Below are 26560 nucleotides of genomic sequence, written 5' to 3'. Positions count from 1 at the left end.
GATTGGCTTTCTCATTAAATTCAATACATTATTGTACTTTACCTTTTACTAATTCAGCCTGTCTAAGCTCAATTCTTCTAATTTTCCCTGAAGTTGTTTTTGGTAAGTCATTTACAAATTCAATCTTTCTAGGATATTTATACGGTGCTGTCAATTGCTTTACATGTTCTTGTAGCTTTTTTACTAACTCCTCATTGGAAGTAATGCCTTCACGTAATACAACAAAAGCTTTTACAATATTACCTCGAATTTCATCTGGACTTGCTACAACTGCACACTCTTTTACAGATGGATGTTTTACAAGTGCATCTTCTACCTCAAATGGCCCAATTGTGTAGCCTGAGCTAATGATAATATCATCGGCACGTCCCTCAAACCAGAAATAGCCATCTTCGTCCTTTTTCGCTCTGTCACCTGTAATATAATAATCGCCTCTAAATTGCATCGATGTTCTTTCAGGGTCCTTGTAATATTCTTTAAAAAGGGCAGGAGTGTTCACATGAACGCCAATATCTCCCACTTCACCAACACCACAAGGCTTCCCAAACTCATCGACAATTTCAACATTATTACCTGGTGTAGGCTGACCCATTGATCCAGGTTTTATTTTCATGCCTTTTAGTACTCCAACTAAAAGGGTATTTTCAGTTTGCCCGTATCCATCGCGTACCTCGATATTAAATTCTCTTCTAAAGGTGTCAATAACTTCACGATTTAAAGGCTCACCTGCCGATACAGCGCTATGCAAATCTGGGAGTGAGTAATCAGACAGATTCTCAACCTTTGCCATAAGACGATATTCGGTTGGTGTACAACATAGTACATTAATTTTATACGAGCTTAACAATTCCAAATATTTATTAGGATCAAATTTCCCGTGATATACGAATCCAGTTGCCCCACTACCTAAAACTGAAAGAAATGGGCTCCAAATCCATTTTTGCCAGCCAGGTCCCGCTGTTGCCCATACCGTATCCGATTCATTTATGCTTAACCAATATGGAGCTGCTGTTTTTAAATGTGCATATGCCCAGCCATGTGTATGGACAACGCCCTTCGGATTACCGGTTGTTCCGGAAGTATAGGAAAGGAAAGCTATATCATCCTTGCTTGTTTCTGCTACTGCAAGTTCTTCAGATTGACTTTGCATTTCCTCTTCTAAAGAAACCCAGTCTTCCACGTTTTCCCCAACTGCAAACTTCTCGATTTGCTCAATATTTTCGATGGATGAAAATTGATCACAATATGGGTGATAGCTAATAATGGCTTTTACATCGCCATGTGTGATTCGGTACTGAAGATCTTTTGTACGAAGCATTTCTGAGCTTGGGATGACAACTAATCCAGCCTTTAACGCCCCTAAATAAACCATATATGCTTCCACTAATCTCGGAATAATAACTAAAACCTTATCCCCTTTGTTTAGACCTTTGTTGATAAATGTATTACCAATTTTATTTACATTCTTGAAGAGGTCAACGTATGTAATTTCCTGTTTGCTTCCCTGCTCATCTTCCCATTTCAATGCAATTTTTTTAGGATCTTTTGCATATTTTTCAATTTCCTGAACAAGGTTATACCGTAAAGGTGCAAGTAAATCTTCTCTTTTCACAATCATTCCTCCTCAATCTTTATCTTCTAATTATATAAAAATTTTTCAACAATTTGGAGGGGTTTTGTGAAAAAATTGTGACCTGGTTATAATATCAGATTTTAATTTTTTCAAAATACAAAAAAAGGACGGGAGTGAACCCGTCCTTGTAGCCATCTATTTTTTTGTTTTTAGAAGTTACCTCCGCCGCTCATTTGTTGTTGAGCGAAAGATACTAAACGCTTAGTGATTTCTCCACCAACAGATCCGTTAGCACGAGAAGTTGTATCAGCACCAAGGTTTACACCAAATTCAGAAGCGATTTCAAATTTCATTTGATCAATTGCTTGTTGTGCACCAGCTACTAATAGTTGGTTGCTGTTGTTGTTGTTTGCCATGTGACTTCACCTCCTTGTGAGTATATAATGTGTAAAATCACATGGCACAATACATTTAATCTATTGGTAAATCTTAGAATGATTTTCTTTTAAAAAAGGTCTTCGATTTCTTCTTTCTTAGATCCATCCAATGTAATAATTTCAGTTTCATTAACGGCTTTTTCAATTAAGCTCTCAAAATCAGTGTAGCTTTCATAATGGGTTACATTTTCTAGCTTTGGTCTTGTTTTGGGAGCAGAAGGTGTAAAAATTGTACAACAATCTTCAAATGGACGAATTGAAATATCATGTGTATTGATTTTCTTAGCCATATCAATAATATCAAATTTATCAACAGTAACCAGTGGACGAATAATTGGTGTACTGGTGACGTTATTAATGACATGCATACTCTCCAGTGTCTGACTTGCCACTTGTCCAAGGCTCTCACCCGTCACAATCGCAAGTGCATTACGTCTTCTTCTTATTTCATCCGTGATCCGAAGCATCATCCGTCTAGTTGAAATTAGCGTATAGTTTTCAGGGATTTGTCGTTGAATCGTGATCTGAATGTCAGTAAAAGGGACGATATGCAGTTTAACCGTACCCGAAAATTCAGTAAGTTGCTGTGCAAGGTCAATCACTTTTTGGCGTGCACGATCGCTTGTATATGGGGGACTGTGAAAATGTACAGCCTCAATTGTTAATCCCCTCTTCATTGATAAATAACCGGCAACAGGGCTATCAAGACCACCCGAAAGCATAAGCATTGCTTTCCCGCTTGAACCAACTGGAAGTCCTCCTACACCTTTCTCATCTTTAAAGGTAATATAAGTTGCTTCCTTTCGCACTTCAACACGAATATTGATATCAGGAGTGTGCACATTGACGAAGATTTCCTGGGTATTCTTTAAAATATGACTCCCTAATTCATAATTCAATTGATTGGAATCAAGTGAAAAACTTTTATCTGAACGTCGTGCAGATATTTTAAAGGTCTTTCCTTGATGATCTAGTTGTTTAATGGCAGCTAAAACACCATCTTTTATTTTTTCGATTTCACTTTCAACCTTTAAAGCAAGACTAAAGGACTGAATACCGATGATATTTTTGAGAACTTCGACTATTCCTTCATGTGGTTCTCCATTTAACTTTATATAAATTCGATCTCTTGTTTTTTCAAATGTAAGTCCTTTGTAATCAGTAAGCTTTCTTTTTATATTATTTGTAAGTTTATTAATGAAATGATTACGATTTCGACCTTTTGTTGTAATTTCGCCAAATCGTATTAGAATGTGATCATATTCCATTTTGTTCCCCCATTACATGTTGTAATTTCTGTATTGCATTTTCAATTGCATTTATTAAAATCGGAATCTCTTCCAGTTTGTTTTGATGCGACAGGCTGATTCGTATTGAACTATTAGCAAGAGCTTCAGGCACTCCCATCGCAAGCAATGTTTTACTTGGTTCATTATTTTTGGATGAGCATGCGGAGGTAGTCGAAACATATATCTCCTTCTCTTCTAATAAATGAACAAATACTTCAGGCTTTAAACCATTAATCGAAAAATTGATGATATGTGGTGCACTGCTATCTTCAGGTGTGTGTATGGTAATACCATTCATTCTTGATAATTGATCAATAATGGTTTCTTTTAATCGAGTTAGATGTTTAATATTTCCCTCTCTGTTCTCAATGGTTAACCTTAATGCTTTTGCAAGGGCTACAAATCCAGCAACATTTTCTGTTCCCGCCCTTTTTTGCATTTCTTGGTCACCGCCTCCGATTAAAGCCTTGATTCTTACACCTTGACGGACATATAAAACGCCTGTTCCTTTAAGTCCATTAAACTTATGTCCTGAAATTGTACATAAATCAAGTTTTGCCTTATTGAAATCTAGACGAGTTTTACCTACTCCCTGTACATGATCAACATGATATATAATCTTCGGGTACTTTTCTAAAAGTTTTCCAATTTCTTGAATCGGCTGGATTGTCCCAACCTCATTATTTACATGTATGATAGAAACTAAGATCGTATCTTCACGAATTGAATTTCTCAAATCTTCGATCGAAACAACACCATTTTCGTCTACTGGAAGATAGGTGATATCAAACCCAAGTTCCGACAATTGCTTGCATGCCTCAGTTATGGAAGGATGCTCTATTGATGTTGTAATAATATGTTTGCCTCGATTACTGTATTGTAAGGCAATTCCTTTAATCGCAAAATTATTCCCTTCAGATCCTCCAGAAGTAAAAATGATTTCCTGTGGATTTACCTGTAAAAGGGTAGCAATCTGGGTCCGGGATTGACTTAATAGCTTTTCAGCTTGTCCCCCTATTCCATGTAAGGAAGAGGGATTGCCAAAATAATTTTTTGCGACTTTTATATAAGATTCAATTACATCATCAAAAGGTTTTGTTGTTGCACTATTATCTAAATAAATCATCTAATTACTCCTACTATTGCAGATATTTGCAAACAAAATGATAACATACATTTATAAAATAAAAAAAGGAAAAGGACCCCAATTTGAGGCCCTTTACTTAGAATCATCTTCAAGCAATACTTCAATTTTTTTCAATGCTCCAGGATCTACGTCTTCGATTGCTGTTGCAGCTTGTTCTAATGCAAGTGCATATTCATAATTTCTAAAAGATTTCTCAGCTTCGAGTAAACTAACTGCAATTTTTGAATTATGGCTTCGATATCGGTTTCCATATTGAATGACCTTTTCTGCAAGATATACTTGCTCAATCATTTCTTCTGTTTGCTTATATGTTTGTGAAACTATATCAAGCGCATTTTGTAATGTTTGATTCACCGTATTCATATTAAGTGGTTTTTCCTCGAGACTATTCATTACCTGTGTAAGAGATAATCTCGCTTCCGAAATGAGCTCAGAATATTTTACTGGTAGACCTGGGATATTACTTTTTGAGATTAGTCGTTTCGCATCTGCAAGTTGCTTCTTCATTTCCGAAATTTGTTCTCTTGCATGGAGCTCATCCTTACGAAGTGTTTTCAGCATTTCTGAAAATTGTAAGTGCTCTTCCTTCACATCCTGGATCTTACCATACACTTCTTCTAGCTCCGTTTTAATTAGAGAATAGGCAATTTGATCTCCTTCAAGCTTTGATTGAACAGATACATATTGCTTAACCAGTTGTTTAATTTGTTTTACGATATTCCGGTGTCGTTCCAGATCATTTTCATTTAAATGATAGCTTTGTTGAACAAATGTTGTTTCCTCTTCTGTACTTTTACTACCTTCAACTAAGTCCTCTAGATCTTGTTCGATCTTCTCAACCTCTTTTTTCACAAACTGATTTGCTTTGACTTCAGCTTCCAGTAAATCATAGATTGTATCTAGTGACTCTCTTGCTTCTTCAATTCCCTTCTTCACATCTTCAAGCTTTAGCTCTTCGATAAGAGAAATATATTGGGATAATTGCTCGCGCATTCTTTCAATTTCTTTCTCAATTTGATGGTGCCCGAGAGAATAGCCTTCCTCCTCCATTTGGATGTACCCTTCAGAAACTTCATTTAACTGGTTTGGAATCGAACTTTGGCATTCATGTAATAAATGAGGGATCTCATCCATTTGCTGCTTTGTTACGGATAGTGCATCCTTAATCAGGAGAACAATTTCTCTTGCCTCAAAATAATTCCCATTCGTCGTTGCTTCTTCAAATTCTTTAAATTTCCCATAAACACCTTCCAGATTCATTTCAAGCTGTTTTTCAGCACGTCCAAAAGTATGTCTATGCGCTAGTAAATTCTTTTTAAGTTCCCGATATTGTTGGTTTAATTCATCAACCTCAACACGATTTTTTTCTTCACTGCCTACTAAATCCTTAAGCTCTTCTAAAATAATGGCAATATTGCTTTCAGCATCATTTAAGATTGCTTCGATTTGTGCCAGTACCCGTTTTGCTTTCCCAAAACGATACTTATCCGCTAAGTCTTCAGCATCAAATAATAATTCCTCAACATCTGGAAGAGCGACAGTAACAATTTCATCCCATTGCTTTCTCCAACGTTCGAATAATTCCTCCGTTTGACCTGTCATGTTAAGCTCTTTCACTTTAGCTATTTCATCGGTGACTGGCCGATTCATCATATCTATCTTCCAGGCTTCAAGCCTATCAACATCTTTATATATCTTTTTTCTCGAATAAAACCCAAAAATAGTTACTGAACTTGCTACTACGATTATGCCGATTATGATCTCCATAATTTGGCCTCCTTGCTCCCACAATCAATCTCGTTCTAGACTTTTATGTATATTAGTTTTTAATTTTTATATTAAATATCACAATCAAGTATGCCTTGGCGTAATTGCCGCCCAGATTTTTTCGAGCCTGCTCGAAAATTTTCCATTGAAAATCTGTGGCATCCGCCGGAGGCTATTACTTTATTTCGCAAAAATTTGCGAAATAAAGTAATAATGTTTTTTTATTGTATTTATGATACCATGTAAACGACAATTTTTGACTAAAACTTTTAAAATTTTTTACAAAATTTATATAAAAATGAGGGATTTGTCGATGAAAGCAGATGGTCATATCCATACACCCTATTGCCCACATGGTACAAAGGACCCGTTTGAGGATTATATCGCCCGTGCACTCGATTTAGGGTTTAATGAAATTTCGTTCACAGAACATGCACCACTTCCATCACGATTTAACGATCCCACACCTCAAAAGGACAGTGGAATGGACGAAAATCATCTAGAAAACTATATTTCTGTATTAACCGAGCTTCAAAAAAAGTTTGCATCAGATATTAAAATCAATATTGGGTTAGAGGTCGACTATATTGAGGGATATGAAGAGGATACGAGGACTTTTTTGAACGAGTATGGCCGATATTTGAACGATAGCATTCTCTCTGTTCATTTTTTAAAAAAACAAGAACAGTATTATTGCCTCGATTATAGTCCTGACACATTTGCGACTATGATCAGTGACTTTTCCTCCGTTGAGGCAGTCTATGAAGCTTATTATGATACATTGGCGCGTTCTATAACGGCAAATCTTGGTCAGTTTAAGCCAAAAAGGATTGGCCATATTACACTTGTTCATAAGTTTCAAAAGAAATTCCCGGTATCCAAGCAATTCGATGAGAAAATTCACTCGATACTCGACCAAATTGCGAATCTTGGATTAGCCTTGGATTATAATGGTGCAGGTATCAATAAGCCACTTTGTCGAGAGGTATATCCACCAGAGACAATCATTAGAGAGGCAATAAAACGAAAAATCCCTCTCGTCTATGGTTCCGATGCCCATAGCAGGAAGGATTTAAATCAAGGATTTGATCATCTATTTAATAATGCTGTTTTAGTGTCACCAACTAGATATTAACGGGAAGCTGAGTTACTTTATTTTTTATCGTTTGTGGTTGTTTACAAATTGTCGTGTTTACCCATTTCTCTATTTCATGACAATATTGTTCACTAACATACAACTCATAAGGCATTAAATGTAAAACTTCTGACATATATTGAGGGTGTAGATAAGGCATGGATAACATCCCCTTTAATTGCATGATGGCATAGGGGATTGGAATAAGGGTAAATTCCTGTTGTTTTATACCTGTTTCAAAAATGGCTTGGAAATAATATTTTTCTTTCGTCATATAGGTGGTCATGATTTCACGAATCAAAGTGGTATCAAAAGTAATTTCCCTTTGCACAAAACGTGATAAGTGACGATTATTCTTTTGGTATTCCATTACACCTCTGACCGCAAGCAATAAACATTCTCTTGCCGTTCTGTTATCCAATTCAATATAGGCATGCTCGACAATAGTTAAATATCCTTCAAGGTAAGAAGAAACTAAATGTTCTAGTAAACCTTCCTTGTTTCCAAAATAGTAGGAGATATTGGCGACATTACAATTTGCTCTTTTCGCAATTTCACGAACTGTAGTTCCATCAAAGCCTTTTGTATTAAATAAGAATACGGACGACTCAATAATTTTTTGTTTCATCGTTTTACTTTTCATAACCAACCCACCTTACCCTTAATATAGTATAGATTTCGATATACTAAGGTGGATTCCTTTAAGATTTTATCGACAAGTCACGCGCTTTAAGCTATCATTTAATATAATTTATGTAGGTATTACTCAAATGGAGGGGAATCATAATGTTTCATGTCGAACAATACAAAGGTAATAAAGCAGAAGACTATAAACTAGTAACAAAACAGTTACAAGCTTTACTTGAAGGCGAACAAGATCAAATAGCAAATCTAGCAAATGCTTCAGCATTACTTAACCAATTTTTAGATAATGTCAATTGGGTTGGCTTTTATGTAAAGAAAGAAGATGAACTTATTCTCGGACCATTCCAAGGCTTACCTGCATGTGTGAGAATTAAAATGGGACGTGGGGTATGTGGCACTGCAGCCCAAAATCAAAAGACGGAAAGAGTGGCAGATGTTCACCTTTTCCCAGGTCATATTGCATGTGACAGTGCTTCCCAATCGGAAATTGTTGTTCCAATTATGAAGAATGGTGAAGTTTTTGGCGTGTTAGATATCGACAGCCCAATCAAAGAGCGCTTTGATGAAGTGGACCAACAATGCCTTGAGGAATTTGTGAAAGTTTTAGAAAAACATCTATAAAAATAAAACGCCAGTGAGGATTTTTGTCCTCTCTGGCATTTTTATTTACCCGTCTTAACGAGTCGCTGGACCTCTCAATTTGAGTTCTCCCTTTATCCGTTTAACGCTTGATTTAAATCATCCCATATATCTTCCCATGCTTCTAATCCTACCGAAAGTCGAATTAAATTATCTGTAATCCCCATCTTTAATCGGGATTCTTCTGGTACAACAGCATGTGTCATTGTTGCTGGATGCTGAATGAGAGTCTCTGTATCACCTAGACTCACAGCAATTTTGATTAACTTTACTCGATTTAGAACGTTTTGCGCGTCCTTCTTTGTGCCTTTAATTGTAAAAGATATAAGTCCGCCGGGCTTGCTCATTTGTTTTTTCATTATCTCGTACGCTGGACTTTCTATATCTCCAGGATAAAAAATTCGCTCCACATTTTTATGTTCTTTTAGTAACGATGCGATTTTTTCTGTATTATCGCAGTGGCGCTCCATCCTTACAGGCAGTGTTTTTAGCCCGCGAAGTAAAAGCCATGCATCAAACGGAGACATAATACCACCAATATCCTTTTTTGTTGTCATTGCCACCTGTTGAATAAAATCCTTTTTACCAACGACAAGACCTGCGATAACATCACCATGTCCTCCAATATACTTTGTGGCACTGTGTACCACAATATCACAGCCCAATTTAATTGGTTGCTGCAAATACGGTGAACTAAAAGTATTGTCCACAACAACAGGGATATTAAGCAGTTTCGCAATCTTAACAACCTTTTGTAAGTCAATGAGTTTCATAGTTGGATTAATTGGTGTCTCAATGTAGATTAGTTTTGTCTGTGGAGTAATTTTGGAAATTATTTCCTCCTCATCGTCCATTTCACTGAAATCATGTTCAATATTGTACTTCTCATTCATCATCTGAAGTAGACCAAAGGTACACCCATATAATCCCTGTGAGCAGAGGATATGATCACCGGATTTTGTTAATGCAAGTAACACAGCCGAGACAGCAGCCATCCCTGATCCAAATGAAAGCCCTGCATCCCCGCCCTCTAAGAGAGCAATTCTTTCTTCTAAAAGTTTTACTGTTGGGTTCCCTAATCTAGAATATATATATCCTTCATCCGTTCCAGCAAAACGAGCTTCTCCTTGTTCAGCTGTTTCAAATGTAAAAGTTGATGTTTGGTAAAGTGGTGGTGTTAAACTCCCATTTGGAGAAGTTGGTCCGCCACCATGTATCGCTAAAGTGTCAAAATATTTACTTTCCTTGCTCATGCTCCCTTATCCCCCTTAAAACTTTTGATTATATCATTAGCATATGACAAGAAGGGTTGTTTTGAAAGCGTTTTCTATTTTCGTAGAGGTTTACTTGGTTTTACTCGTTAACGAGGACAAGTTCTTTTTTTCACCAAAAAGGACATCCATTTATAGATGCCCTTCAATTACTTTATTTTCACTAGGAATAACTTGATTTTTCCCTGATTGTTTAGCTACATACAGTGCATTGTCTGCACGGTGGAATAGACTTTGAAATGTTTCTCTGAATTCCTTATACCAGGTAGCCACCCCACATGAAATTGTGATTTTGGGATTTGAATTCTGTTCCACCCTTTTTCCGAGCCGTTCTGCAACAGCAATACCTGAAGCTAAATCTACTCTAGGCAGATAAATTGCGAGTTCTTCTCCACCCCATCTTGCTCCTATATCATTGTCACGGATATTTTCCTTGATGAGATTAGCTATTTGAATAATCGCTTCGTCTCCAACTTGATGACCATAAGTGTCATTAATGCCTTTGAAATCATCAATGTCAATTAATATAAACGTACCAAAAGCATCTGTTTCCAATGATTTGTGCACACAGTCCTCTAAGTGATTACGGGAATAAAGTTTGGTTAAATAATCGGTGATTACCAATTTTTCAAGTTCCTCCCGGAGGATTGAATTTGTAAAAGCCAAGGATGAATGATAGATCAAGGATTGCAGGAGTTTAAATTTGTCAAAAGAAAAGAAATAAGGCAGTTCATGTAAAACAATGGCAACACCCAAAATTTCATTGCCTTGTACAATTGGAACAGACATCATAGATCGATAGATGGATTTGCCCAATGCTGGATCTCCCTGTAAATCTCCTATGAATAGAGGTTCTTTTTCTGTTAAAATTCGATCAAGGCAATATAAAACATATTGCTCGCCATGTCCTTCTTCAAAAAAAGTAGTACTTCCCGGAAGTACCTCTATTTGTTCATTCGATTGTAATAAAAAGCCTACTTCATTTGCGCCAAAGGAAGCTTTGATTTGAGATGTCATGAATGTCATTGTTTCTGTTAATCGTAAATTAGAATTTAACTTATGTGAAGTTTCATTAATTAATTGTAGGTCAGCAATTAATTGTTTGGATTGTTGGTAGAGTTGAGCGTTTTCGAATGCATGTCCAGCTGTATTAGCCAAAAGTTCAATAAACTGGATCTCTGAATTCGGAAATACCAATCCGTAATGGGCGTTAATTTGTAAAACTCCATAAACACCCTGCCTACCTTTTAAAGGAGCATAAATGACCGATTTTTTATCGGCAACCGAATCTTCAAGTTGCAAAGCTCCAGATACAAACGCTTGCATAACAAGCGAATGTTCACCATGTTCATATTCTTGTATATCTTTAATCGGAATAACATTATGTCGTTTATTATCATGTGCAAGAAATAAGGTAAATGTAAATGATGGGTATACATCTTGTAATGTATTCATAACCTCTTCGAGCACAGCATCTATATCCATTGTTGAATGAAACTTAGAGGTTACTCTAAATAGTTGCTCATATCTCAACTCTTCATTTGGAAACTTCATGATTTATCACCCATCTAACATAAGTACTTATTAAATCTATTATAATAGAAAATGCACGAAAAATGTTTTATTATATCGTAAAAAATCCAAATTTATTACGTCTTTATGTTTATAATCGAATTTCCTCCATAAAAAGTCGAAGATCTTGCCGTTTTATGTATATTTTTATGATAACTTGACTTCCTTTAGTAAAAATCATATAATGATCGTTGTGTAAAATATTGCAGCGTATGTGAGTAGGTTTTTGTTCTATTTTGTTCCTCTACGTGAGCTTTTAGCTCATAGATGGTGTATCACGTAACTCTTGGCTGCTAGAGCGAAGGTACATGAAAACAAAATAGTCGAGAGCATCTAGCACATCTGTTTTTATTTTACAACAAAATAAAAACATTGAAGGAGGAGTCATTCATGGCTCGTTATACTGGTCCAAGCTGGAAATTATCCCGTCGTCTTGGAATCTCATTAAGTGGTACTGGTAAAGAATTAGAAAAGCGTCCTTACGCTCCTGGACAACATGGTCCTAACCAACGCAAGAAGCTTTCTGAATATGGTTTACAATTACAAGAAAAACAAAAGCTTCGTCATATGTATGGTGTGAATGAGCGTCAATTCCGCACTACATTCAACAATGCAAGCAAAATGCAAGGGATCCTTGGTGAAAACTTCATGATTCTTCTTGAATCACGTTTAGATAACCTAGTTTACCGTCTTGGTCTTGCTCGTACTCGTCGTGCAGCTCGCCAATTAGTTAACCATGGTCATATTACTGTAGATGGTGGCCGCGTTGATATTCCATCTTACCGTGTAAAACCTGGTCAAACGATTGCAGTTCGTGAAAAATCACGTAACCTTGTTGCAATTAAAGAAGCTATCGAAGCTACTACTTTCGTACCAGAATATTTAACTTTTGATGCTGATAAGCTAGAAGGAACATACACTCGTTTACCAGAGCGTTCTGAATTACCAGCAGAAATTAACGAAGCATTCATCGTTGAGTTCTACTCTCGTTAATCTTCATAAAGAGGAAAGGGATATCCCTTCCCTCTTTTTGTTGCGTAAATATATTGAATAAGGTGCTCCTCGTGGGAGCACCTTGTCTACTTTAATATTTGATTAAGGTATATTTTTTCTTACCGCGACGGATGACGGTGAATTGACCTTCGATTCGATTTTGCGAAGTCAAGACCGCATCAACTTCTTGGATTCTCTCACCATTGACATAGATGGCTCCATTTCCAATATCCTCACGTGCCTGACGCTTCGATGGGGAAATTTTACTCATTACTAATAAATCAACTAAACCAACCTCAGTTTCCCCATTGTATTCATATGAAGGAACATCCTTAAAACCTTGTTTAATTTCCTCTGCACTTAATTCACGGATAGAACCGCAGAATAATGCTGTTGATATTTTCACAGCTTGCTCTAAAGCAGCTTCACCATGAACCAATTTCGTTACTTCCTCTGCCAACGTCTTTTGTGCCAATCGCTTTTCAGGTGCATTTTGAATTTCTGCTTCAAGACCCTCAATTTCCTCTTTGGATAAGAATGTAAAATATTTTAAATAGCGAACAACATCACGGTCATCTGTATTAATCCAGAATTGATAAAACTCATAAGGTGACGTTTTATCTTTATCTAACCAGATTGTACCACCTTCCGTTTTTCCAAACTTAGTTCCATCAGCTTTCGTCACTAGTGGTATAGTTAGACCAAATGCTTTTGAATCCTCGACTGTCTTTCGAATTAATTCAAGTCCAGCTGTGATATTCCCCCATTGGTCACTTCCACCAATTTGAAGTCGGCAGCCTACATCTTCATAGAGTTTCAAGAAGTCATAGGATTGTAAAATCATATAGCTAAACTCTGTAAATGAAATCCCTGCATCGAGACGAGATTGCACAGAGTCCTTAGCGAGCATGTAATTTAGACCAAAGCTTTTTCCTATGTCACGCAAGAAAGTGATTAAATCTAAGCTTCCAATCCAATCATAGTTATTTGCAATTTGAGCTGGGTTTCCTTCTGCTTCAAAATCCAAAAAGCGTGATAGCTGATTTTTAATGCTATTACTGAACTGCACGACAACCTCTTTCGGATTTAACGTTCTTTCTGCCTTTTTACCACTTGGGTCTCCAATTAAACCAGTCGCTCCACCTACTAATGCAATTGGTTGATGCCCTGCTAATTGGAATCTTCTCAATGTTAAAACCCCTACTAAATGGCCAATATGTAAACTATCTGCTGTTGGATCGAATCCACAATACAATTTAATCTTTTCATTCTTTAAGGTATTCTGTAAACCTTCCTGATCCGTTACTTGATTTATCAATCCCCTATAGGTCAAATCCTGTATAACATCCATTAAATTTCGATTCTCCTTTTAACCTTATAATAAGGTTTTTCTATCACATTCTGTCTATTATTGTCAAATTAAATAATGGAAATTCATAAAATAATATTAATGACCCTACGCTATATGCTATAATAAACTTGGATTTTTAGGGGGATGATTATGAATTTAAATAAATCACAGATATTTGAAAAAATTAGCTCTTTTTGGCAAAGAGTCCTATCAAATAAAGTCATTCAAGCGGTTACAGGAAACAAAGCTCGAAAAGGCGCAAGAGTTACTTACGGAGTTGTATGGAACTTATTTTTAATTTTCTTTATTATTGGTCTGCTTGGATTTGGCTTTGCCAGTGGAGCTGGTGCAGGTTACTTTGCATCTCTGGTAAAGGACGAACCTGTTCGTAGCTATGATAGTCTACAAAAAGATATTTATAACTATGAAGAAAACACGGAGGTCTACTTTGCAAATGAGGTCTACCTTGGCCAATTAAGGGCAGACCTGCAACGTGAAGAAATAGCACTCGAAAATATTTCACAATTTGTCTTAGATGCTGTTATTGCTACTGAGGACCAATATTTCTATAAACACGATGGAGTTGTTCCAAAATCGATATTACGGGCAATCGTACAGGATGTAACAAATTCTCCCATCCAAACGGGAGGAAGTACGCTAACCCAGCAATTGATCAAAAACCAAATCTTATCAAATGAAGTTTCCTTTGACCGGAAGGCTAAGGAAATACTCATCGCATTACGACTTGAAAAGTTTTTTGATAAAGAGGAAATTTTAGAAGCATATCTAAATATTATTCCTTATGGCCGTAATTCATCAGGTCGAAATATCGCTGGAGTTCAAACAGCAGCCAAAGGGATTTTTGGAGTAGATGCAAAGGATTTAAACCTTCCACAAGCAGCATTTATCGCTGGTCTACCTCAAAACCCATATGTGTATACTCCATTCTCAAACCAGGGTGGAAAGGTAAAAGAAAACTTGGAACCCGGTCTCAACCGGATGAAAACAGTCTTAGAGCGAATGCTTACTGGTGGCTTCATTACACAGAAGCAATATGAAGAAGCACTTGCCTATGATATTCGTGCAAACCTAGCCCCACCTAAGTCAGAGCCTACTGAAAAATATCCTTGGTTAACAGTTGAGGTAGAAAAACGTGCCACTGACATTTTGATGAAAAAATTGGCTAAGGATGATGGATACGAGGAAAAGGATCTTGAAGAAAACAAGGAACTTCGATCACACTATCAAGTTATCGCAGATAGAAACCTTCGTCAAAATGGATACAAAATCCATACAACGATTGACAAAGAAGTATATGATGCAATGCAAGAGGCAGTAAAGAATTTTCAATATTTTGGTCCAGATCGAAAAGAAACGAAGAAAAACTTAGAAACGAATGAAGATGTGCAAGTAATCGAACCAGAAGAGCTCGGTTCTGTATTAATTGAAAATAGGACAGGAAAAATAATTAGTTTTGTGGGCGGTCGTGACTTCGAACGTGAACAAACCAATCATGCTCTAGGTGCGAAGCGTTCAAACGGTTCAACAATGAAGCCGCTCTTGGACTATGCTCCAGCAATGGAACTAGGACTCGTACAGCCTGGAAGTGTAATTGCCGATGTAAAGTTTTCATATGGAAAATATACTCCATATAACGTGGGTGGGGCAAATGACTTTGATGGTCTAATGTCTGCAAGACGTGCTTTACAAGTCTCTAAGAATATCCCGGCCATCAAGACTTACTTAAAGGCATTTGATCACCGCCCAATTACTTTCCTAGAGAAAATGGGGTTCACTTCTTTAAATGAAAAAGATTATCATGCACCATCTTTAGCAATAGGCGGTATGACGGATGGAGTTTCAGTTGAAGAGAATGTAAATGCGTTTGCAACATTTGCTAACGAAGGTAAGTTCATTGATGCCTATATGATTGAAAAAATTGAAACGAACGACGGAGATGTAGTATACGAGCATGAAGTGAAACCTGTTGAGGTTTTCTCTCCACAAACTGCGTATCTAACAATCGATATGATGCGTGATGTTATAAATGGTGGTACAGCTGCATCAATGAATAGCTACCTTAAGTTTAATGCGGATTGGGCCGGTAAAACGGGTACAACCAACGACTGGTGGGATATTTGGTTTGTTGCAACAAACCCAAATGTAACCTTTGGTACTTGGATTGGCTATGATACACCAAAGCCAGTGGCATTAAATTATAAAGGACTTTATAATTCAAGAAGAAATATTCTTCTGTGGGCACAACAATTGAATGCAGTATATGATGTGAAACCAGAGCTTGTTAAGCCAAAAGAGAACTTTAAAATGCCTGGAGGAATTGTAAGTCGCTCCTATTGTGGACTTTCTGGATTACTTCCTTCAGATTTATGTCGTGAAGCCGGTCTTGTACAATCTGACATATATAACGCAAAATTTGTTCCGACGAAGGTCGATGATAACCTTGTAAAAGGTAAGTATATTGAAGTAAATGGCAAAGCCTATCGTGTACCATCAAGTGCACCACAGGAATTTGTGCAAGAAGGAATCATGATCAAGAAAGAGTTTTTAGCGGAGCATGGTTTAAAAGATTCAGCGGCCATTTCACAACTGCTTCCTAATAATAATCGTTGGAAGAACCTTGTCGTGACAGAATCTACTGAACTTAAAGATAATGGTTCAGTTCCGTCCCAAGTAAAAGGTGCCTCGATTTCTTCAGGTACATTGAAATGGGCAAAACATGATCACAATGATGTCATTGGATATCGAATCTATTCTGCAGCAAATTTCACAGCAGACTTCAAGAAAATTGGAAGTGTTCCTGCTACAAAGAATTTACAATTTAACGTTGGAAACGCCGTTGCAGCCTATTATGTTACTGCTGTTGATGTCACTGGTAAAGAAACGCCACTTGCAAATTCAACTTTAATCAAGAATGGCGACTACAAACCAGAGCCAGAGGTCGTTACCCCACCACCGCCAAGCCCTCCTGCTGAAGGGGATAACGGTGCTAATAATGAGAATGGAAATAATGGCAAAGGTAAAGGTAACGGTAAAGAAAACGACGGAAATTAACCAATATAAAAGAGGTGATCCAGTGGATCACCTCTTTTTCTGTTAACATTTTAATCTTCCATTGTAGAAAGGTCGCCTGTCGGTAAATCAAGCTCCCACGCCTTAAGAACACGTCTCATGATTTTACCACTACGAGTTTTTGGAAGCTTATCCTTAAACTCAATTTCACGAGGGGCAGCATGTGCCGCTAATCCCTTTTTCACAAAATCTCTTATTTCTTCTTTTAACTCATCTGTCGCAACAAAGCCATCAACGAGTGCCACGAACGCTTTAATGATTTCCCCCCTGACTGGGTCAGGCTTTCCGATAACACCGGCTTCTGCAATTGCAGGATGTTCAACAAGCTTACTTTCAACCTCAAATGGTCCTACACGCTCACCAGAGGTCATGATTACGTCATCGACACGACCTTGGAACCAGAAGTACCCATCTTCATCCATATATGCTGAATCCCCCGATACATACCAATCTCCAGGCATAAAATAGGACTCATATTTTGCGGGATTATTCCAAATTTGATACATCATTGATGGCCAGCCTTTTTTAATTGCAAGGTTGCCCATGCGGTTTGGTGGTAATTCATTACCTTGATCATCAACAATGGCAGCCTTAATTCCAGGGAATGGTTTACCCATGGAACCTGGTTTGACTTCCATACAAGGGTAATTACTAATAAGCTGTGCACCCGTTTCTGTCATCCACCAGTTATCATGGATTCGTAAGTTGAAGACCTTTACTCCCCAACGAACAACCTCAGGGTTAAGTGGCTCTCCAACACTTAATACATGGCGCAATGTACTTAAATCAAATTGTTTTACAAGTTCATCACCAGCGCCCATTAACATTCTAAATGCAGTTGGAGCACTATACCAAACAGTAACTCCAAAATCTTCAATGGTTTGATACCAATTTTCCGGTCTAAAACGTCCTCCTACAATGACATTTGAAGCTCCGTTTAGCCAAGGTCCAAAAATGCCGTATGAAGTACCCGTTACCCAACCTGGGTCAGCTGTACACCAGTAGATGTCATCTTCTTGTAAATCGAGAATCCATTTCGCAGTTTGGTATTGTTGGATCATGGCGTTATGAACATGCAAGACTCCCTTTGGTTTACCTGTCGAACCAGAAGTATAGTGTAAGAGCATGCCATCCGTTCTTTCAACCCATTCAATTTGCAGCTCTTTACTTGCTGTCTTTAAACGTCCAAGAAAATCGATAAATGGGCCATCCTCAGTAACATTTTCACCAACGAGGACAATATGCTTTAATGCAGGAAGATCATTAAATGGGATACGATCCACTAATTCTGGAGTTGTGACAATTACCTTCGCTTCACTATCTTCTAAGCGATCGCGTACTGCTCCTTCCATAAACGCTTCAAATAGTGGACCTACGATTGCCCCTAATTTAATAGCCCCTAGTACTGTAAAATACAATTCTGGGGAACGTGGCATAAATACAAATACTCGATCACCTTTTTCCACATCTGCTGCTTGTTTTAACACGTTAGCCGCACGGTTCGTATATTCTTTCATTTCTTTAAATGTATATTTCTCATCACGTGATGGATCACGATAATATAGGGCAATTTTATTTTTCCTTACACCTTCTGCATGACGGTCGATTGCTTCATAAGCAATATTAACCCTGCCTGTTTCTGACCAAGAAAAACTTTTTTCTACCTCCGCCCAATCAAAATTCGCATATGCTTCATCATAATCTTTTAAATTATAATTGCCTTTAGTTGCTGGTAGCGCTTCCACTTTCACTATACATTTCCCCTTTATGTAAGTTATTTACTATTCTATTATAAAATAAAACTCGTCTTTTCTCAATTTTTAAAATTTTATTTATATATTATTTTTCTGTAAAATTGTATAATTAACGTAACAGAAGCTGAAAACGCTTCATTTGTACTAGTTTCCTGTATAATGATATTGACGTTACGAATGGTGGTGACATTGTGGAGCATAAGAAAACTTATAACGCAAAGGAACTTAAAACCTCTCATGGTACGCTCATTATTGAAGGTCCCATAACTGGAGAGGCTCTTGCAAGCTATGAATTTCACGAGGACTTGGTAGCATTTCGCCCTCCAAACCAACAGCATAAAGCATTGATTGAAATTGCTGATCTTCCTGAAGGTAGAATTATTATCGCAAGAGAGCATAATACCATTGTAGGGTATGTTACATACCTTTACCCAGACCCACTTGAGCGCTGGTCTGAGGGGAAAATAGAAAATTTAATAGAACTAGGGGCAATCGAAGTTATTCCAAAATTTCGAGGCAGTAGAGTTGGAAAGAATCTTTTAATTGTTTCTATGATGGATGATGCTATGGAAGACTATCTCATTATAACTACTGAATATTATTGGCATTGGGACTTAAAAGGAACAGGCCTGAATGTTTGGGAGTATCGTAAGGTAATGGAAAAAATGATGAGTGCCGGTGGGCTTGAATGGTTTGCAACAGATGACCCTGAAATTAGTTCACACCCTGCCAACTGTTTAATGGCTCGAATTGGCAAACGAGTAAATCAGGATACGATTGAAAGATTTGACCGATTACGCTTTATGAATCGATTCATGTATTAAGTGAGTATTAAGTGAGTAAGGGGGGATTCGCATGATTGTTGAAGAAATTATGAAGAAAAATGTCATTACATTATCAGCTGATGACACGATCTCAACAGCAATTAAAATAATGGATGAGAAAAAAATTCGTCATATACCTGTGGTAGATATAAATCAAAACATAATTGGGCTAATTAGTGACCGTGATATTCGTGATGCAAAGCCTTCGATCCTAGACTATACGAACAATGAAAAAACACTAGATTCACCACTCAAAGACATTATGGTAAAAGATGTAATAACCGGACATCCGCTTGACTTTGTTGAGGAGATTTCTGCTATTTTTTTCCAGTATCGGATTAGCTGTCTCCCAATTGAATCCAATGGAAAGTTAGTAGGAATTATAACTGAGACAGATTTACTTCATACCTTTGCACAACTAACAGGTGCAAATCAACCAGGTTCACAACTCGAAATAAAAGTACATAATCGTGCAGGAACACTCGCTGATGTTGTCAATGTCATTAAAAATCATAATGTAAATATACACAGTGTTCTTGTTTACCCTGACAAGGAGGACACGCAATATAAAATAATTGTGTTACGAGTTCAAACAATGAATCCAAATAAGATCATTACTAATCTAATTGATAGTGGCTACACTGTACTATGGCCAACCATTCCAGGGCCACAATTATGACGAAAGAATCTGTCTTTGTCTATTCGGACGAATTATTAAAATATCGATTTAGTAATGATCATCCCTTTAATCAAACGAGGGTAAAGCTTACATATGATCTACTCAAAAGTTTGAACTTATTAGAAGAATCGGATATCATTCCACCTAGAGTAGCGACAGATGAAGAATTGGAGCTCGTCCATGACCCTAAATTTATAGAGGCTGTTAAGTTAGCAGGGGAAGGTAAACTCCCTAAAGAAACAGGATATAGCTATGGAATCGGTACGGAGGATACTCCTATTTTTCCCGGAATGCATGAGGCTAGTGCATTATTGGTTGGCGCTACCCTTTCGGCAGTAGACCATGTAATGTCGGGGAAATCGAAGCATGCCCTTAATTTAGGAGGTGGACTCCACCATGGATTCCGTGGGAAGGCCTCAGGATTTTGTGTCTACAATGATAGTTCAGTCGCGATTCGTTATTTGCAAAAGAAATATAATGTAAAGGTTCTTTATGTAGATACAGATGCACATCATGGAGATGGTGTGCAGTGGACATTTTATGATGACCCAACTGTTTGTACACTCTCAATTCATGAAACAGGACGATATCTATTTCCTGGGACAGGAAATGTGACTGAGCGGGGGTCTGGCAAGGGCTATGGCTATACCTTTAATATTCCGCTAGATGCATTCACTGAGGACGATTCATGGTTACATGCCTACACGACCGCTTTTACAGAAGTAACTGAGTTTTTTAAACCAGATGTTATTTTTACGCAAAACGGTGTCGACTCGCATTATTATGATCCATTAACCCATTTGTCTGCAACAATGAAAATCTATCGTGAAATTCCAAAGCTTGCTCATCAACTTGCTCATCAGTATTGTGAGGGTCGCTGGATTGCAGTCGGTGGAGGCGGATATGACATATGGAGAGTCGTACCTAGAGCATGGTCTTTAATCTGGCTTGAGATGATTGAAAAATCAAATATAAGTGGTGCACTTCCAGTCGAATGGATCAATCAATGGCAACCAAATGCAAAACTCACTCTTCCAGCTTTTTGGGATGATGAGCCTACTATTTATCCGCCCATTCCTAGAAGAGCAGAAATTGAGGAAAAAAATGCACTTACCGTAACAAAAACGCTTTACCCAATACGGAATAATAAATAAAAAAACACGGCATCAAGCCGTGTTTTTCAACTATTCTTTGGTTGAATTTCTAAATTCAATACGGTGTGGCAATGTCACGATTTGTTCTTCAACATTTTCCTTGTTCATGAACTTAGTTAAAAGTCGCATCGCCACAGCACCGATATCATACATCGGTTGAACAACTGATGTAAGCTGAGGACGCACCATGAGTGCTAATCGTGTATTATCAAAGCTAATAATTTCGAAATCATTAGGAATCGAATACCCTAAATCTTGTGCACTATGGATTACACCTAATGCCATTTCATCTGTACCTACAAATATAGCAGTTGGCTTATCTGCTAATTCATGAATTCTCTCAAAACCTTCAATTCCAGAATCGTATGTGTAATCACCTTCAATTACAAATTCTTCGTTGTAAGAAAGTCCTGCATCCTCAATAGCTCGTTTATAACCATTTAATTTCTTTTCACCATTAATTGGTTCATTTAATGGACCAGTAACAAACGCGATTTTCTTATGACCTTTATTAGCAAATTCTGTTACTGCGTCGTATGCAGCCTGTTCGACATCGATTGTTACGGCCGGGACCGTATTTGTGCTCTCCACTGAGGCAGCTAATACAATCGGAACAGGCGACTTTTCAAATTCCTCGACATGCTCTTCCGTAATATTACCGCTCATAAAGACAATACCATCCACTTGCTTTCCAAGCATTGTATTTAATAGGTGGAGTTCCTTATCCTTATTTTGGTCAGAGTTACTCAGGATAATATTGTACTTATACATTGTCGCAATATCTTCAATTCCACGTGCAAGCTCTGAATAAAAAATATTTGAGATATCTGGAATGATTACTCCAACTGTTGTCGTTTTTTTACTAGCTAATCCACGAGCAACAGCATTCGGGCGATAGCCTAATCGATCAATTGCTTCTTGTACTTTCTTTCGAGTTGTTGGTTTTACATTTGGGTTACCATTTACAACACGCGATACGGTTGCCATGGAGACATTGGCTTCCCTCGCTACATCATAGATTGTCACATTCATTGACAGCACTCCTTATTTCAAGTTACCACTTATATGTTAGTATTAACTTTTTTATTCAAACAAATGTCATGTTTGCTTATTTTATCTAATAATCATACGATACTTGCTCCGCAAGGGCAATTACTTTGTGCAATTCTTAACAAATTCGTTAAAAATCTCGAAAAAGCTCGAAAAAAACCTCCTACTTTACAGTAGGAGGTCTTCATGAAAAATCAAATGCGCCTTGGCGTATTTGCGCCCAGATTTTTTCAAGCATGCTTGAAAAATTTCATCTAAAAAATCTGTGGCATCCGCCAGGGGCTATAATTTTATACAGTGGGGTTTAAACCCCAACTGAATAAAATTATACACGAACGGCTTGGGTTGCCTTAAGTTCTGTAATCCATTTTTCAAATTGATCAAAATCCATTTGCTGTGCTGAGTCTGATAGAGCAATCGCTGGATCTGGATGTACCTCCGCCATGACACCATCTGCTCCAATTGCAAGAGCTGCTTTTGCACACGGCAATAATAAATCACGACGTCCAGTTGAATGTGTTACGTCAACAAATACTGGTAAGTGTGTTTCTTGTTTTAAGATAGGAACTGCAGAAATATCTAGTGTATTACGAGTAGCTTTTTCGTAAGTACGGATACCTCTTTCACAAAGAATGATTTGATCATTTCCTTGAGATATGATATATTCTGCTGCATTGACGAATTCATCAAGTGTAGCAGCCAATCCACGCTTTAATAATACAGGCTTTTTAACAGAACCCGCTGCTTTTAGTAATTCGAAGTTCTGCATGTTACGAGCACCGATTTGGATAACATCGATGTAATCACAAGCAACTTCAATATCTGCTGGGTTTACAATTTCACTGATAACAGCCATGTTTGTTTCATCAGCAACGCGTTTTAAGATTTTTAATCCTTCAAGTCCTAATCCCTGGAAGTCATAAGGAGAGGTTCTAGGCTTAAATGCGCCGCCACGAAGTAGGCGTAATCCATATTTCTTTGCTTCTGCAGCTACTGCAGCTGTTTGCTCATAACTTTCAACCGCACATGGTCCAACAATGAATTGTTGTGAGCCATCACCGATTTTTACCCCTTTTACCTCAACAATTGTATCTTCTGGTTTTTTCTTACGTGAAACAAGGAGAGCTTTGCGATGATCGTCTTCTTGAATCTCAAGACCTGCCTTGAAAATTTCTTTAAAGATATGTTGTACAGTTGATGTTTCGAATGGTCCCTCATTATGCTCTAAAATGTTATTTAACATTTTTCTTTCGCGCACTGGATCGTATCGGTTAACACCTTGTGCTTCTTTTACTTTTCCAATTTCTTGTACTAATTTCCCGCGTTCACTAATAAGTTTAAGAATTTCAAGATTAATTTCTTCTACTCTGTCCCGTAGGTTATCTAGTTCTACTTTACTCATCTCACTCTTCCTTTCTCCACCCAGTTTATCGCAATTTAATCGAAAATATAATATATTTCTAGTAATTAGAATTCATTATAAACGATAAAATCCAATATGTCACTAAAAACTTTATTACCTAAACGCTTTTAAGCAATAAAGTATATTATGATACAATCGATTCATCGGTGAATACAAAAATACAATAATTAAACAATTCTTTCATTTATACAATTGTATCGTATTAGAAAGAAAAGTCCATGGTTTTTTAGCCATGGACTTTTCTTTATTCACCTGCAGTGACTAATGCTTCCTTCGTTATACTTCTATGAGAGGCATTCCATTTTACCTTGCCATCTTCAAAAAGAAGAGCCTGTGGTGATTCATGTTTAATTTCAAAATTCTCTGCAATGTGGTTTGAGAGTTCTTTTGCTTCTTGAACATATAAATAGTAGGTTGGTACATTTTCATGTTCTGACACAAATTGTTCATACTCATCAAAAGCAGCTTTACTAATTGGACAAGTAAGACTGTGCTTGATAAAAATAAATTTACTTTCTTTTTCTAGGACTTGGTTAAATTCTTCGATTGTTTCAATTTTTGCCTTCCCCATCTTTACATCTCCCCATTTATCAGTAGTTAGTAGTTTGTGTATTGTTTTCTGCGTCGTCTAAGGCTTGCTTCGCTTCAGCAAGCTTTTCCTGGAACAGCTGTTCACTTCCAGCTGTATCCTGAGTTATTTCTTCTGTCGCTGCATCTACTGCTGGTTCATTATTTTCATTTACAACTTCAGGCTCACTTTGCCCGGTAGAAGGTTTATAGTCTTTTACTTTTGTTAAAATCTGATTGGACTGCTCAGAAATTGTTTTGGAAAGAGAATTTGTTTTTTCCTTTACAACAGAAGCTTGATCATTTATCTGCCTACGGAATTCTTGTCCTGTTTTTGGCGCTAGAAATAAAGCTGTTGCAGCGCCAACTGCTGCACCTACAATTGTTCCTAAGATAAAATTTGAACCACTATTTTTTCCCATTATAATCCCCTTTCTTCATTCGAAATTGGTTTGTCATGCTTTTGTTTCTTATCTTTCCATTTATCCCAAATCTCTATTACAGCATTCCCCACTTGGACAACCTGTGAGATTTTGGTTTTATTTTTCTCTAACTGTACTGCCACCTCTTCTGTCACATTTCCAACTGATTTATTGAAGCGTTGTAAAGAAGTTCCGACGTCTTTAACAGCATCAACAACTGTATTCAAACTCTCGGACTTCTGCTGAATATCTTCTGCAAGCTTATTTGTTTTATGCAAGAGTTCTGTCGTTTCACTTGTTACACCTTCCATCTGTTTCTCTAACCCAGATAAAGTACTTGCCACATTATCTAATGTTACTTGAAGGGAACGTAGCGTCCTTGAGAGATAAATAACCAAAATTAAAAAAGCTACTGCAATTACTGCAACACTTATGTATACGATAAGAATCATTCGCGATGCACCTCCTTCTATCTTTGTTACCCGAATTTACCGATATCAAACATACTATCCCCATTGTTTTACTTTCGACAAAAATCATTGAAGTCCTCCAAGGAATTTATAAGCAATCGATTTTAATAAACAATTTCCTTTTTTTCGGTTACAATAGGAAGGTACATAAGTAAAATTGAATTTGGAGGCATTTATTATGAAAGATCCACGTATTGAAACACTCGCTCGTAATTTAATTAATTATTCTGTACGCCTCGGGAAAGGTGAAAAAGTACTAATCGAGAACTTCGGTTTACAGCGTGAGCTCGTGATTGCGCTTATTAATGAAGCATATAAAGCTGGTGGATATCCATTTGTATCTTTAAAAGACCACCAGGTAGATCGTGCTCTTTTATTAGGTGCTCAGGAAAAGCAGTTTGAGATGAAAGCCGACTTTGAAGCGAATGTTATGAGCAAAATGGATGCCTATATAGGCTTACGCTCTGGCGATAACATCAATGAGTTTGCAGATATACCGGATGACAAAATGAAAATTGAAGGAAATACAGTCGGCAAAAAAGTACATCGTGAAATACGTGTACCAAAAACAAAATGGGTAGTTCTGCGTTATCCAAATTCTTCGATGGCCCAACTAGCTAAAATGAGTACAGAAGCATTTGAAGATTTTTATTTTAATGTGTGTAATCTTGATTACGGTAAAATGAGCAATGCAATGGATGCGCTTGTTGAGCTTATGGATAATACCGACAAGGTACGCATTACGGGTCCTGGTACCGACCTTACATTCTCCATCAAAGGTATTAAAGCAATTAAATGTGCAGGTGAAATGAATATCCCGGATGGTGAAGTATATACTGCTCCTGTTCGTGATTCTGTAAACGGTACGTTAACATATAATACGCCATCCCCATATCAAGGCTTCACATTTGAAAATGTTTCACTAACTTTTAAAGATGGAAAAATAATAGAAGCTACATCAAACGATAATGAGCGTATTAATAAAATTCTTGATACAGATGAAGGTGCACGTTTTATCGGTGAATTTGCAATTGGGGTAAATCCTTACATCCAACATCCGATGCAAGACATTCTATTTGATGAAAAAATTGATGGCAGCTTCCATTTTACACCTGGACAGGCCTATGATGATGCATACAACGGAAACAACTCAAATATCCATTGGGATATGGTAAATATTCAACGTCCTGAATATGGCGGTGGAGAAATCTATTTTGATGATGTACTTATTCGTAAGGACGGCCGCTTTGTTATCCCTGAGCTTGAACCATTAAACCCAGAAAATCTAAAGTAAATTGAATTAAAAAA

23 protein-coding genes are annotated in these 26560 nt (G+C 37.2%); 8 read left to right on the top strand and 15 right to left on the bottom strand.

Annotation, left to right across the window (positions count from 1 at the left end; translation table 11 throughout):
- Nucleotides 1-28: 28 nt before the first annotated feature.
- From mbcS to ezrA, 5 genes are all read right to left on the bottom strand, one after another.
- A complete protein-coding gene (mbcS, locus tag CKJ95_RS03295) occupies nucleotides 29-1612 on the bottom strand; it encodes an acyl-CoA synthetase MbcS (protein ID WP_099351977.1) in 1584 nt (527 codons plus the stop codon).
- A gap of 170 nt (nucleotides 1613-1782) precedes the next feature.
- The gene (locus CKJ95_RS03290) at nucleotides 1783-1989 is read right to left on the bottom strand and encodes an alpha/beta-type small acid-soluble spore protein (RefSeq protein ID WP_099351976.1); all 207 of its coding nucleotides are present in this window, start codon (nucleotides 1987-1989) and stop codon (nucleotides 1783-1785) included.
- Nucleotides 1990-2078: 89 nt separating this feature from the next.
- Nucleotides 2079-3278: a tRNA uracil 4-sulfurtransferase ThiI gene (thiI, locus tag CKJ95_RS03285; protein WP_099351975.1), complete on the bottom strand. Its 1200-nt coding sequence runs from the start codon at nucleotides 3276-3278 to the stop codon at nucleotides 2079-2081.
- Nucleotides 3268-4425, bottom strand: a complete 1158-nt coding sequence (locus CKJ95_RS03280) for a cysteine desulfurase family protein (protein WP_099351974.1) — start codon at nucleotides 4423-4425, stop codon at nucleotides 3268-3270. The genes thiI and CKJ95_RS03280 overlap by 11 nt, the downstream gene beginning before the upstream one ends.
- A gap of 93 nt (nucleotides 4426-4518) precedes the next feature.
- On the bottom strand, nucleotides 4519-6213 hold the full coding sequence (gene ezrA / locus CKJ95_RS03275; RefSeq protein ID WP_099351973.1) for a septation ring formation regulator EzrA: 1695 nt from the start codon (nucleotides 6211-6213) through the stop codon (nucleotides 4519-4521).
- A 313-nt stretch (nucleotides 6214-6526) separates the two neighbouring features.
- Here ezrA and hisJ point away from each other — a divergent pair, with 313 nt between their 5' ends.
- Complete coding sequence (gene hisJ / locus CKJ95_RS03270) at nucleotides 6527-7348, top strand: histidinol-phosphatase HisJ (protein ID WP_099351972.1); 822 nt, start codon at nucleotides 6527-6529, stop codon at nucleotides 7346-7348.
- Here the strand turns inward: hisJ and refZ are convergent.
- Nucleotides 7338-7991 (bottom strand): forespore capture DNA-binding protein RefZ, encoded by a 654-nt coding sequence (refZ, locus tag CKJ95_RS03265; RefSeq protein WP_099351971.1) that lies wholly within the window; start codon nucleotides 7989-7991, stop codon nucleotides 7338-7340. The two genes, hisJ and refZ, sit on opposite strands and share 11 nt — an antisense overlap.
- 143 nt (nucleotides 7992-8134) lie before the next feature.
- Between refZ and CKJ95_RS03260 the strand changes: the two genes are divergently transcribed.
- Nucleotides 8135-8614 carry a GAF domain-containing protein gene (locus tag CKJ95_RS03260; protein ID WP_099351970.1) on the top strand — a complete coding sequence of 160 codons (480 nt, stop codon included), beginning with the start codon at nucleotides 8135-8137 and terminating at the stop codon, nucleotides 8612-8614.
- Nucleotides 8615-8706: 92 nt separating this feature from the next.
- Here CKJ95_RS03260 and megL read toward each other — a convergent pair whose 3' ends face one another.
- Nucleotides 8707-9885, bottom strand: a complete 1179-nt coding sequence (gene megL, locus CKJ95_RS03255) for a methionine gamma-lyase (RefSeq protein WP_099351969.1) — start codon at nucleotides 9883-9885, stop codon at nucleotides 8707-8709.
- A 150-nt stretch (nucleotides 9886-10035) separates the two neighbouring features.
- Nucleotides 10036-11457: a sensor domain-containing diguanylate cyclase gene (locus CKJ95_RS03250; protein WP_099351968.1), complete on the bottom strand. Its 1422-nt coding sequence runs from the start codon at nucleotides 11455-11457 to the stop codon at nucleotides 10036-10038.
- 408 nt (nucleotides 11458-11865) lie between these two features.
- On the opposite strand from CKJ95_RS03250, the gene rpsD reads away from it, so the two are divergent.
- Complete coding sequence (rpsD, locus tag CKJ95_RS03240) at nucleotides 11866-12468, top strand: 30S ribosomal protein S4 (RefSeq protein ID WP_099351966.1); 603 nt, start codon at nucleotides 11866-11868, stop codon at nucleotides 12466-12468.
- Between the two features lie 91 nt (nucleotides 12469-12559).
- On the opposite strand, the gene tyrS is transcribed toward rpsD, so the two are convergent.
- Nucleotides 12560-13819 carry a tyrosine--tRNA ligase gene (tyrS, locus tag CKJ95_RS03235; RefSeq protein WP_099351965.1) on the bottom strand — a complete coding sequence of 420 codons (1260 nt, stop codon included), beginning with the start codon at nucleotides 13817-13819 and terminating at the stop codon, nucleotides 12560-12562.
- Nucleotides 13820-13969: 150 nt separating this feature from the next.
- Between tyrS and CKJ95_RS03230 the strand changes: the two genes are divergently transcribed.
- Entirely contained in the window at nucleotides 13970-16891 is a 2922-nt protein-coding gene (locus CKJ95_RS03230; protein ID WP_099351964.1) for a transglycosylase domain-containing protein, read from the top strand.
- A 50-nt stretch (nucleotides 16892-16941) separates the two neighbouring features.
- On the opposite strand, the gene acsA is transcribed toward CKJ95_RS03230, so the two are convergent.
- Nucleotides 16942-18660, bottom strand: a complete 1719-nt coding sequence (acsA, locus tag CKJ95_RS03225) for an acetate--CoA ligase (protein WP_099351963.1) — start codon at nucleotides 18658-18660, stop codon at nucleotides 16942-16944.
- A 194-nt stretch (nucleotides 18661-18854) separates the two neighbouring features.
- On the opposite strand from acsA, the gene CKJ95_RS03220 reads away from it, so the two are divergent.
- Genes CKJ95_RS03220 through CKJ95_RS03210 form a run of 3 tightly spaced genes read left to right on the top strand, consistent with a single transcriptional unit; the run spans nucleotide 18855 to nucleotide 21320 of the window.
- Nucleotides 18855-19487 (top strand): GNAT family N-acetyltransferase, encoded by a 633-nt coding sequence (locus CKJ95_RS03220; protein WP_099351962.1) that lies wholly within the window; start codon nucleotides 18855-18857, stop codon nucleotides 19485-19487.
- 31 nt (nucleotides 19488-19518) lie between these two features.
- On the top strand, nucleotides 19519-20166 hold the full coding sequence (locus CKJ95_RS03215; RefSeq protein ID WP_099351961.1) for an acetoin utilization AcuB family protein: 648 nt from the start codon (nucleotides 19519-19521) through the stop codon (nucleotides 20164-20166).
- Nucleotides 20163-21320 (top strand): acetoin utilization protein AcuC, encoded by a 1158-nt coding sequence (locus tag CKJ95_RS03210; RefSeq protein WP_099351960.1) that lies wholly within the window; start codon nucleotides 20163-20165, stop codon nucleotides 21318-21320. The genes CKJ95_RS03215 and CKJ95_RS03210 overlap by 4 nt, the downstream gene beginning before the upstream one ends.
- Nucleotides 21321-21350: 30 nt before the next feature.
- Here CKJ95_RS03210 and ccpA read toward each other — a convergent pair whose 3' ends face one another.
- From ccpA to CKJ95_RS03185, 5 genes are all read right to left on the bottom strand, one after another.
- Nucleotides 21351-22352 (bottom strand): catabolite control protein A, encoded by a 1002-nt coding sequence (ccpA, locus tag CKJ95_RS03205; RefSeq protein WP_099351959.1) that lies wholly within the window; start codon nucleotides 22350-22352, stop codon nucleotides 21351-21353.
- A 343-nt stretch (nucleotides 22353-22695) separates the two neighbouring features.
- Nucleotides 22696-23772 (bottom strand): bifunctional 3-deoxy-7-phosphoheptulonate synthase/chorismate mutase, encoded by a 1077-nt coding sequence (locus CKJ95_RS03200; protein ID WP_099351958.1) that lies wholly within the window; start codon nucleotides 23770-23772, stop codon nucleotides 22696-22698.
- A 265-nt stretch (nucleotides 23773-24037) separates the two neighbouring features.
- Nucleotides 24038-24364 carry a bacillithiol system redox-active protein YtxJ gene (ytxJ, locus tag CKJ95_RS03195; RefSeq protein WP_099351957.1) on the bottom strand — a complete coding sequence of 109 codons (327 nt, stop codon included), beginning with the start codon at nucleotides 24362-24364 and terminating at the stop codon, nucleotides 24038-24040.
- Between the two features lie 19 nt (nucleotides 24365-24383).
- A complete protein-coding gene (locus CKJ95_RS03190; RefSeq protein ID WP_099351956.1) occupies nucleotides 24384-24782 on the bottom strand; it encodes a YtxH domain-containing protein in 399 nt (132 codons plus the stop codon).
- Nucleotides 24782-25234 (bottom strand): DUF948 domain-containing protein, encoded by a 453-nt coding sequence (locus CKJ95_RS03185; RefSeq protein WP_099351955.1) that lies wholly within the window; start codon nucleotides 25232-25234, stop codon nucleotides 24782-24784. Before CKJ95_RS03185 ends, CKJ95_RS03190 begins: the two co-directional genes overlap by 1 nt.
- Nucleotides 25235-25430: 196 nt before the next feature.
- On the opposite strand from CKJ95_RS03185, the gene CKJ95_RS03180 reads away from it, so the two are divergent.
- On the top strand, nucleotides 25431-26546 hold the full coding sequence (locus CKJ95_RS03180; protein ID WP_099351954.1) for an aminopeptidase: 1116 nt from the start codon (nucleotides 25431-25433) through the stop codon (nucleotides 26544-26546).
- Nucleotides 26547-26560 lie beyond the last annotated feature (14 nt).

The organism is Fredinandcohnia onubensis (genome assembly GCF_002734285.1).
In the GTDB taxonomy this organism is placed as follows: Bacteria; Bacillota; Bacilli; order Bacillales; family Bacillaceae_L; genus Ferdinandcohnia; species Ferdinandcohnia onubensis_A.
The sequence above is the reverse complement of the archived record's forward strand: the minus strand, read 5'-3'. Positions and strand labels throughout refer to the sequence as shown.